The organism is Leptospiraceae bacterium (genome assembly GCA_016708435.1).
Taxonomy (GTDB): domain Bacteria; phylum Spirochaetota; class Leptospiria; order Leptospirales; family Leptospiraceae; genus UBA2033.
In genome coordinates this window covers 228,775-239,386 of the sequence record JADJFV010000008.1, presented here as the reverse complement: position 1 = coordinate 239,386, position 10,612 = coordinate 228,775, and the positions used below count along the sequence as shown (strand labels likewise).

The following is a 10,612-nucleotide window of genomic DNA, read 5'->3' as shown; positions in this document are numbered from 1 at the left end:
TTCTACTAAAATATGTTTTATCAGCCACTCCCTTAGATTCTTATAAATTCAGATATCTGCTCGTTCGTATTAATTTGCCTGTAGGAAATGTTTTGCGAAATCTCTTCGACGAAGCCTCCTATGCTGAATCAAATGCTTTTTGTTTCCGGGAAAATTTCTTGCGTAATCCAGGAAGACATTCCTCTACCCAAAATGCTCCGTAACAAAATTTACTAAATCAGAAATGATCGAGTCTATTCTTTCAATTGACTCAGGAGAATTTGTACTTTTGCTTACTTCTTCTAATTGTAACAGTAACCATACAAAAGCCATGTATGATGCAGGTCAATGATTGGAATATCTCAAGTAAAATTATTCTCCTTCCAAATAGATCATGTTTCTTCCATTTTTAACGCCTGAGGCTCGAGAATCTGTGTGTTTAGTTTGCATATTGGTTACCTAGAAGGATCCGTCATCTCAGAGGCTTTTTTCATTAGCTCGACTCGATTGGTAACGTGAAGTTTTTTATAGATGTTATTGACATGGGGTTGTATGGTACCCCTTGAAATACCAAGTTGAAATGCAATCTTGTTGTTTTTCATTCCCGACATAATAATAAGTTCTGGAAGAGCTTTTCTTGCTTATGCTTCTTCTGTAGGGCATAAGCGTGAAACGAAAAGTGTAAGACTCTAATTCCAATCGAGGGCGACATGACAGAGCCATCATTTAAAATATCCTCAACGTGCAGGATTTTAATTCTCTTCAATTCATTTTTCCAAATGTAGCCATTAGCCCCAAAACTGTAGAGCCTGAAAGATGGTGTCATCGGATGAAATACCTGAGATGACTAGCAGGCATTTTTAGAGCCGGAAGCTTTTGACTAACTTGGATTAAATCAATCCCACTCATATCAGGAAGACCAATGTCTACAAGCAGAATATCTAGACTTCCTGGGAGATTATTATCCCGATAACAATCTTCCGCATTCTCCTTCCAAATAAATACTTTTGATACATTCAAAAGTTCTTCTTCAGACGAGCTCCTCAAAATTTCTCATTTTCATACACCCCACCTTACAATCTGAATTCATCTTAGGTTAAACTATACATTGTTCTTAAAGAAAAGCAATACGCAAAACAGCGCACTTTCCAAAAGCTTACATTTCTGTGTAAGGAAAATAAAACGACGAATGAAACTTATCCTTCTCTTCGCAATAAAGATCGTAACCGCCAATTTCACGTAACCGAATCGCAATGTTTCTTTTCCATTACCTTCCCTTTTGATCGATTGTATATCTCGTTGGGCTGATAACTTCTAAGCATAAGTTTTCCTTATATCTAAAATTTCCATTCCGAAAGACCATACCCATATTTTAAATCATTCGTTCCATTTTCTTGTGAGAAAAATAGAACTTTGATTAGTTTGTTGGAAAATCTATTCTCTGTAATATCATAGAGTGCTTCTTCACAGAAGAAATTAATCTCCCTATCATATGTCGCATAACGTCGACTACCAATAGACGAATTCCATTGAGTGGGTCTTTTCTTAGTATTTCCAAGTCTTTGATAGAATACATTTCATTCTAAGATTGTCTTTAGCTTGTAAATGGCTTGCTTTGCTTTGTCTAAATTGTCTGATTTGTTAGAAGTAGTTTGCGAAAGTTCACTCAAGGATTTTTTCAAATCTAAAATATTCGAACCCATATGATCGTGAATGTCAACAAATATCTTCTGTCTTTCTTTTTGCACAGCGAGTTCTTTTCTAAGGAAGACGCTCTTGTATTTCATAATAATTTTTCGATAGACTTCTTCTAATGCAATGCTTCTTTCTTGAACCTTTTCTTCAAGATCCGTTTTAATTCATTCAATTCTTTATTTGTTGTAGGAGAGAATTTGTCTTTTGCGTCAACTCAAGAGTCAGATTTTCAGAAAGAGTAAATGCTTTGAAAATTTTATAGATAGAGAAAAAGATTGAAAGAATAGAAATCCAAACAAAGTAAAGGGAATAGAAAATGCCAGAATATAATATGCTCAATATGAAGCATATCTGTAATCGATCCACCGGCAAGAATGAGCACACCAATAAATGAACTGATAGATCCAACTCTTTTGTTTCGAATTGCAGAAAAGGTTTACATAAATAATATAAGTATCGAAAATAACACATACAATTCATATGGAATTAGAAATTGAGTGTATTCAAAATGTGGAAGAATAATCACCGTTAGGCAGAGAAAAAAGAAACAAATCCAGGTGATTCGAATATAATTTCTGTTCGTTTCTTCTTTAAACAAATAGTAGAGAAAGGAGATAAAGAAAGGAAATGCTAGATAAGCTGTTAAATAATCTATTCTGAAAGTTATTTCAAATGGCAAAAAAGGAAATGTATAAATCAGTATTTTCTGACCAACTATTAGAGTGCGTATAGCAAAGTCTAGACAGAACAATCCAAAAAATAAAGTGCTTTTATCTTGCGTTCGAATCAGAAAAAGTCCAAAATGATAGACACTCATAATAAAAAGTCCACCAAACACCATCGTCTCTAGTGAGAAGATAATATTGGTTATGCGGTAAATCTCATTAGCGTTTCCGAAAGAAAAATCTCCCCATACTCCACCCGTTCTGTCCATGAAATTCGATATCTGTATTGTAATATGAATTTCTTTTTCTTTGGATAAATTTAAAGAAACTACTTCGGGTATAACAAAAGCGGTCATTGCTTCTCTAGTATTACCAATTTTTCCACCTTCGTGAATCAGTGTTTCATTTATCCATATCTTATAGGCTGTGCCAATTTCAGGAATTTTAATTGCTAGATTTTCGAAAGCTTTGGGAAGTTTAACAAGAAGATGAATTGTAATATATCCATCACCGGGTAATACCGAGTTGCCTACTTTTAAGTCTTTCCAGACACCGGGAACCTTTAGGTATGTATCAATGCTTGACTTCTTTGCAATAATTTCCTCGTAAGATAGAAATTGATTCCAATAAAAATCCCATTCTCCTTCTAAGGTTACTGTGCCATCTTTATCAAAATCCCATTGACTCAGATCAAGCTCTCCTTTTGTTGCTTTCATCTGAACTTGGGAAGATTTGTCAACACAACCCAGAAGAATAAAAAGAAGTGAAAGCAAACAAATGATTTGTATTGATAGTTTGATTGCTTTCATTTTTATTTTCAAAAATATTAAATTATTATATACTTTTCTTTGTCTATGAGGACGAGCTAATGGCTATTTAGCGCAGGTGGCTTATTTTTTATCCAACTTATTCATGTTACTATGGACTGTATCAATCAATTGTCCAACAGTTACAATTTTTTCTGCTACTTTGTCCGGGATAGTTATGTTAAATTGTTTCTCAGATGCTAAAATAATATCTGGAAAATCTATAGAATCTACACCCAAATCTTCTTTGAACTTTTTGGTATCAGATAAATCGCTTATTTCAATGCCTAGCTTATCGACTAGAATTTTATAAACTTGCTCTCTGACTTGCTTTTTACTAAGTCTATCAATTTTCTTGGTAGCTTTTGAGTCTGTCTTATTTGGTAAATCCTTTTCAGGGAATAGCGAAGTTGTTACAAGGCTAATTAGAATGATAAATGTAAGAGCTATTTTTCTACTAAGATTTACTATTAGTTGTTCTTTGTTTCTCACTTCTTTAATTTTACGAATTTTCATCTTTTTATGCTCCTAATCATATAAAATTTTTGTTCCCAAGTAAAATCTGCCCAATACCTACAGTCAAATTTACCGTGCCAATATACTGATATAATTTCCCAATTCTATTGTCAAATTATTTAAACGAAAGAGCAAGGATGTTGATTTATGCTATTAAGTTAAGGATTTTTCAAGACTCATTTTGATAGATAAGTAGTAATTTCAGTAAACGCTATTCGTGTAAAGGCAAATCGTTGTTTGTCTTTACATACTGCTTGAATTTATGATAATCAGATTCCTTGCATTGCAAGGTAAGAAAAGTTCCTTCTTCTATATGCTCAACTGATTCTACAATTGCATGTTCATTCAAATAAGAAACAACACTTCCATCGCTATAAGGAATTAACATGCTACATTTAATGTAGAGTTTATATATTTGTTTCTCTATCATCTCTACTAATTCACCGATTCCAATTCTATTCTTAGCAGACAAATAGATTCTGTCTTCTTGTGCAGTTGGAATACTTATATCTGTAAGCTCAGACTTATTGTAGACGTAGATAACAGGTATATGACTCGCACCGATTTGATTTAGCGTATCGGTTGTGACTTTGATTTGTTTTTTATAATTTGGATTGGAATAGTCTACAATATGTAAAAGTAAATCTGCTTCAATCACTTCTTCAAGCGTTGTGCGAAATGCTTTTACTAGCTCATGTGGCAGATCACTTACAAAGCCAACTGTATCGGATAAAAAAAACATTTTATGATTCGGAAGATAAATACTCCTGACGGATGTTTCAAGAGTAGCAAAAAGCATATCTTTTTCTAATACTTTTTTAGATTCCGGCTTTTTATAGGTTTCAACCATTGCATTCATAAGAGTATATTTGCCAGAATTTGTATAACCAACCAATGCGATAGATGAAATATCTGTCTTCTTTCTTTTTTTTCTTTGCGTTTCTCTTTCTTTTGAAAGCGCTTCCAACTCATGGTTTAGTTCCGAAATTTTGGTTTCAATTTTTCGTTTGTCTAGCTCTAATTTTTTTTCACCGGAGCCTCTATTTTTAGTTCCAACTCCACCACTTTGTCTTCCTAGATTTTCACCAGTGCCAACGAGCCTCGGTAGCAGATACTGTAGCTTAGCCACTTCTACTTGTAATTTTGCTTCTCGAGTTTTGGCGCGCTCCGAAAATATTTCTAAGATTAAAGTAGTTCTATCTAAAATTCTACAACCTAATTCTGTTTCTAGATTATGAAGCTGCGAAGGAGAAAGTTCATTGTTAAATATTAGAACATTTGCTTTTTTTTCTGTTAATAGTAGTTTAATTTCTTCTACTTTACCGGCACCAATATAATGAGCGGGATGAACTGATTTTAAATTTTGTTCTAACACTCCTGCTATTGACATTTCGCGGGCAATTGTTAAGTTTTTTAATTCTTCCATTGATTCTTGGAAATCAGATTGATCTTTAACATTGACCCCAATCAGAATTGCATGTTCTTTTTGTTCTTCTTTCATATATTTATTATGCATGAATGAGTTAAAAATGTCAAGAACTTATTATTAACTCACCCTCCCCGGGGGGGCCCCCCCCCCCCCGGCGCGGGGGGGGGGGCCCACCCCTGGGGGGGGGGGGGGCCCGGCCCCGTTTTTTTTTTTGAATATTATCTTTTTTTTTTTAAACCCCCCCCCCTTCCCCTTTCTCTTAGGGTGCGTTAATAAATTATTCGATGAATTGAAATAGGGATATTGGTTTTGATTTTCCTTTTACTGTAACTGAATCTAATTCTTTCCATTTGTAATTTTTATTGGATATTTTTTTAATGACGTCAGCGGATACTAGTATTTCGGCGGAATATTGTTTTGTTAGAGATTCAATTCGACTAGCAAGGTTGACTGTGTCTCCAATCACAGTTGTCTCTAGTCTATTTTCTGATCCTACTGTGCCTAAAATTAATTCACCGAAGTGAATTCCAATTCCCGTTTTAAGCCTAGTGCCATCGGGCAAGATTTGTTCTTTTGTAGCTTCCATCATGGCAATCGCTGCTTCGAGAGCTTTTTCGGGTTCAACAAATAAAGCCATGATTGCATCCCCGATAAATTTATCTATGAATCCACCTTTGGATTCAATGATAGGCTCCATGATTTCTAAGTAGCGATTTAAAAAAGCAAATGTTTCTCTGGTGCCTATCGTTTCGGAAAGTGAGGTAAATCCGCGTATGTCGGTAAATAGAACCGCCATCTCTAAAGACTTAGCGTCTCCTTTTTGTACTTGTAGAATATTTTCTTTGTCTAGATTTTTCAAGAACTGTTCTGGCACAAACCTTTGCATTGACTTTGCATAAACTCTTTCCAATTCCAATGCTTCTCTTTCTTTTGATAGAATTCTCTCTCTAGCTTCTGCTTCTTTGATTCGTAAATCATTGACTCTAAATCCAAGTGCTAGAGAAAGTAAAACAGCTTCTAAACTAGTACCGAAGATTTGTCCATAATGAGTAAATGCATTTCCAGGGAACAAACCTAAATTTTCCGCAAGGAAAAAGCTAACTGAAATAAGGAGTGTTCCCCAAGCAACTGCGAAATAAGTAGCAGGCTTATAGCCCGAACGAAGACTAACGTAAATGGCAACGACTATCGTGCTGATTGCCAATCCAGGATATACATTTGCGATGATAATTCCTTGCTTAATATTTAGAAATTTGATTGGAATGAGAAGAAGGACTCCAAATAAAACAAACAAATAAATAAATTTTGATAATTTGGGGCTAATCTGTTTTATCTGCAGAAATTGATTTCCAAAAAGTAGAGCAAACAGGGCAGTAAAAACAATCGATAACATAACCCAATAGGAAATTCCATTGTCAATAATCGATCCGAATAAGAAACGAAAGTATCCATAAACGCCTAGATAAAAAATAGTAAATGTCAAAATATAGAATACATACCAGAGATAAGCTCGGTTTTGAATGGAAAGAAAAAGTAAAAAATTATACAACGCCAATGAAATCATTAATCCAAAAAATAAACCAAAAAGCAAATGGCGGATAATGTCAAATTTTTGAAGAGCTGTCTTCTCCCAATAAAATAAAGGAACCGTTAGAGAATCATGCGACTGAAATGCTAAATAAAACTGACAATTTCCTTTAAATGGCATTATCGGGAATTGATAATTAGGATGACTTGGAAGTATTTCACTGGGAAAATTCATTCCTGACTGATAAAAGGCAACCTGTGCACCTTCACAATATTGATAAAATCGGATCTTAGAAATCAAAGGAGTGGCTGCTTCCATTACTGAATCTACACTTTGATTCAAATCCAATTCTACTTTCATCCAAAGCTCTTGACTCTGAATTCCAAAGTTCGGATAATCAGTGTTATTCTTTCTAAATTCCTTGGATTTTTCCGGTTTTAAAATCTCGTCTATAGACGTATCTTTGTTTGTGAAAAGATAATAGGAATTAGGTCCTAGAAGTATATAACTAGCTTGCCCAATTTTTCCAATGCCAGTCTCTTTAGGAATTGGCTCGCAAAGCATAAAAAAGAAAACAAAAAAGAGAATGATTGGAAAAAGTATTTTTACATTCATTGATTCAATCCATCCAGATAATCGTTTTTCAAAAAAGAGTGGCTAATTGAAAGTAAACTACCAGGTGTTGTGTAAAAACATTATTTTGCTTCTACACAATTCCTTTGCAATATTTAGTTCAATTCGATACCGTGTGTGGGGCAATATTTCCATGTGTTGTTGAATTTCTTTTTATCTACAGGACAGATTTTTCTAGTTAAATCTACACCGTGAGTAGGACAGTATTTCCATGCACCGCTTAATTTTTCGTCATCAATAGGACAGAGCCTTGGAGGAAGAAGAGAGCTTAATGGCAGCTTCCATTTGTATTCAGCTTTATCCAATAGGATGGAAAACTTCCCTTCCTTCTTTGCATCTATTATAATATTTCCCTTTTCGTTCTTAGCAGGAAATAAATAGAAATTCATATTCTCGCCCATTGCGCCTAGCATATTCGAAAAGACTGGCTTCATGAGAGAAAGAAAATTATTTGTATCCGTATCAATTTTTTCATTTGGTAGGGGAGAATAATGATTACCCTCCGAGTCAATGATTTGTATAGTAGATTGAATGCTCTCTTTCGATTTATAGGTTATCCCACCAAGCGGACCCATTTCCCCATCTAGAGCAACTATAACAATATAAGGACGAAGAACTTTTATGAATGCCTCCACTTGAGTTGCATTGACACTTGGATTTTGTTCAAAACTTGCACGCCAAAATTCTTCTGGAATCCACCATATCATACTTACTTTATCAGCCGATTGGCTTTGCCTTTGCGTCTCTGCGATGAGAGCATTCGTATCTATCTTTTTATCTTGCGCGAATGAATTTTCAGAATATCCCAAAATAAATAGGGCAATCAGAAGAGTTCCCATTTTTTTTAATGCTGTCACTGCTACAGCGAATTTATGATTCATTTTATTTCCTTCTGGTTTAACCAGTCCACCCTATATATAATCCTTATTTGCCATTGTGCTAAAAAAGCAACTTAAATTAAAAAGCGTTATGGGATTTAACAAGGCTATCGCTTCTTTCATTAACCATTGAACATTCACAATTAACCATTATAAAGAGCGGCTAATTGTGTGTAAACCATTTGTGTCTTACTTAAAATGGATAATTTTTAGAGGCTAATGGCTAATGATTGCTTTGTTGTTTTTAATAATTTTATTTATACATTAATCATTGAGCATTAACAATTAGCCATTATTGACTTATTTTTTTGTTCTTTTGCTTCTTTGACCTCTTGGGCTTTCTTCTTCGATTTCCTCTTCTGAATCTTCTTCCTCTTCATCGTCTTCGGATTCTTCTTCTGACTCTTCGATATTTCTTGCGACCATTTCTCTTAAGTCTGATTTTTTAGGAAGTTCATCTCCTTCAAATTCTTCTACGTATTCTCCATCTTTGAAAATCATAAAGGTAGGTAGACCGGATATTTCATATTCTTCTGCTATATCAGGACAATCTTCTGTATTCACTTTTACAAATTTTACTTCGTCTTTGAATTCTTTTGCAAGAGCTTCAAACATCGGCGCGAGAGCAACGCAGGATCCACAAGAAGGTTCCCAGAAATCAACAATAACAGGAAGCGTTTCGTTTAAAACCACTTCTTCAAAATCTTCACTAGTCACATCTATTACATTTATTGACATTTTTATTCTCCTATATTCCAGATTTATAATGTCTCAACAAAACACAAATATTTTGCAATAGAATGGAAGGGAAGTTTCAGAAAATTTTATTTTACTGTTTTCAAAGCGGCGTAGTTGCACCATAACATTTACCGTATTAAAGAGCGGCTAATTGTGTGTAGACTATACTGGCATTTCTTAGAACGGTTAAAAATTGAGAACAGTAAGCAAACTGTCTAATAACGATTTGTCTTTAAAATGAATAATCGCTGATTGGATTGTGTCTAATTCCTTTTTGTCCCTTGCTCCATGAAATAATTCTAACAAAATTGGCTCTGCTATTCGGGCATCAGGGGTAAATTTTAACTCGGTCATAATTGGTTTATTCGTTCTGCTTCTCTAAGACCAGAAAGGTAAGCTCCATGTACATAAGAGTAAAATTCCTTATGAGTTCCTTCGCCTGCAAAAAATAATCTCCCTAAAGGTTTTGAATATTCTGTAGTAAGCTCATTCATATTTCGAGCTGAATAGGTATAAGAGCCATAGGAGAAAGGATCTGAAAACCAATTCGTATGAATCGTTCTTTTTGGTTTAGGTATATCTTTTCTAAAAATAGATTTTAACTCCGATTCAATTTCTTTCCAAGAGTTTTTTTCCTTTTCTAAAGATTTTGCTTTTTCACCAGAATATAGAAAAGCCAGAATTGGTTTTTTATATACTGGCTCCAAATTTAAAATTAAATCCTGTCTTTGTTTGTTTATATTATCTAGTTGAAAAAAAGAAGTTTGATCGTTGTTCCAAAAATCTTCTTCAAATTCTAGAATTGTTTTATTAAATACACCAAAAGGAATTTTGGAAATAGCTTCTTCTTTTTCTTTTGGTAGAGAAGGTTCAAATATAATTTTCTTTTTTTGTAAAACACCAACCGGGACAGTAACAACAGCCAATTCAGATTGAAAGGAATTATTTTCTGTATAAATATTAACTCCCTTTTTATCGTATTGAATTTTTTTAACTACTTCTTTAAAATAAATTTTTGTATTACCGAGTAATCCTTTCAAAATTTTGTCATATCCATCATATACTAATAAATCCGGACCGGTAATTGTCTCTGATTCACTAAAATATCCTATCGCAGATGCTTTATTCAATTCTGCAGCATTTTCGTTTTCAAGTCCTCTTTCAAATAATACGAATATTTTTTTTTCTAATGCGCTTAGTTCATTCTTTTTATAAACTAAATCTAATAATTCTCTAAGTGATAAATTTCTATTTGTTTCTTCTAGAATTTTTTCTCCTTCCTTCATGCAAGACTCAAACTTTTGAAAAGCAAAATAGAGTGTTAATTTGGAGATTGGCGTAGAATTATCTAATACAAGACTATCCTCAAAATCTGTAACTTTCGTATTGACAGAAAATTTTTCAACTAACTCAATTAGCGGATTTTGATTTGTTCCATGAATCCAAGCTGCACCTAAGTCGATAGGATAACTTGCTTCTCTATCTGTCCAAATTCTTCCACCAAGCCGATCTCTTGCTTCTAAAATTTCTACTTCATGTCCAAAGGCTTTTAAAAAATGAGCTGCACTAATTCCAGCCATCCCTGCTCCAATGATAATTATTTTTTTTGGAGAGTTTGTTTTAGGTAAATCTTTATAATAAAGAGTTCTACACGTTGCTAAAAAACTCATAGCAGACCAAGTTAAAAAATCTTTTCTATTCATAGTTTTTTAGACCTATGATAATGAATGTAAGTTCGATAGAGG

The 10,612-nt window shown here is 33.9% G+C and carries 11 protein-coding genes; all 11 read right to left on the bottom strand.

Annotated elements, in window-relative coordinates; genetic code table 11:
• Positions 1–434: 434 nt before the first annotated feature.
• On the bottom strand, positions 435–581 hold the full coding sequence (locus tag IPH52_14335) for a response regulator transcription factor (protein MBK7056196.1): 147 nt from the start codon (positions 579–581) through the stop codon (positions 435–437).
• Between the two features lie 220 nt (positions 582–801).
• Positions 802–999 carry a hypothetical protein gene (locus IPH52_14330; protein ID MBK7056195.1) on the bottom strand — a complete coding sequence of 66 codons (198 nt, stop codon included), beginning with the start codon at positions 997–999 and terminating at the stop codon, positions 802–804.
• A gap of 557 nt (positions 1,000–1,556) precedes the next feature.
• The gene (locus IPH52_14325; protein ID MBK7056194.1) at positions 1,557–1,766 is read right to left on the bottom strand and encodes a hypothetical protein; all 210 of its coding nucleotides are present in this window, start codon (positions 1,764–1,766) and stop codon (positions 1,557–1,559) included.
• A gap of 344 nt (positions 1,767–2,110) precedes the next feature.
• The gene (locus IPH52_14320; protein ID MBK7056193.1) at positions 2,111–3,148 is read right to left on the bottom strand and encodes a 7TM-DISM domain-containing protein; all 1,038 of its coding nucleotides are present in this window, start codon (positions 3,146–3,148) and stop codon (positions 2,111–2,113) included.
• An 81-nt stretch (positions 3,149–3,229) separates the two neighbouring features.
• Positions 3,230–3,661: an acyl carrier protein gene (locus IPH52_14315; GenBank protein MBK7056192.1), complete on the bottom strand. Its 432-nt coding sequence runs from the start codon at positions 3,659–3,661 to the stop codon at positions 3,230–3,232.
• A 211-nt stretch (positions 3,662–3,872) separates the two neighbouring features.
• Positions 3,873–5,162: a GTPase HflX gene (gene hflX, locus IPH52_14310; protein MBK7056191.1), complete on the bottom strand. Its 1,290-nt coding sequence runs from the start codon at positions 5,160–5,162 to the stop codon at positions 3,873–3,875.
• A gap of 205 nt (positions 5,163–5,367) precedes the next feature.
• Positions 5,368–7,233, bottom strand: coding sequence for a hypothetical protein (locus IPH52_14305; GenBank protein MBK7056190.1), 1,866 nt, complete (start codon positions 7,231–7,233; stop codon positions 5,368–5,370).
• A gap of 113 nt (positions 7,234–7,346) precedes the next feature.
• A complete protein-coding gene (locus IPH52_14300; GenBank protein MBK7056189.1) occupies positions 7,347–8,132 on the bottom strand; it encodes a hypothetical protein in 786 nt (261 codons plus the stop codon).
• Between the two features lie 297 nt (positions 8,133–8,429).
• On the bottom strand, positions 8,430–8,867 hold the full coding sequence (locus tag IPH52_14295; GenBank protein MBK7056188.1) for a thioredoxin: 438 nt from the start codon (positions 8,865–8,867) through the stop codon (positions 8,430–8,432).
• Positions 8,868–9,053: 186 nt separating this feature from the next.
• Complete coding sequence (locus IPH52_14290; GenBank protein ID MBK7056187.1) at positions 9,054–9,221, bottom strand: hypothetical protein; 168 nt, start codon at positions 9,219–9,221, stop codon at positions 9,054–9,056.
• Positions 9,218–10,570 (bottom strand): FAD-dependent oxidoreductase, encoded by a 1,353-nt coding sequence (locus IPH52_14285; GenBank protein ID MBK7056186.1) that lies wholly within the window; start codon positions 10,568–10,570, stop codon positions 9,218–9,220. The genes IPH52_14290 and IPH52_14285 overlap by 4 nt, the downstream gene beginning before the upstream one ends.
• Between the last annotated feature and the right edge of the window lie 42 nt (positions 10,571–10,612).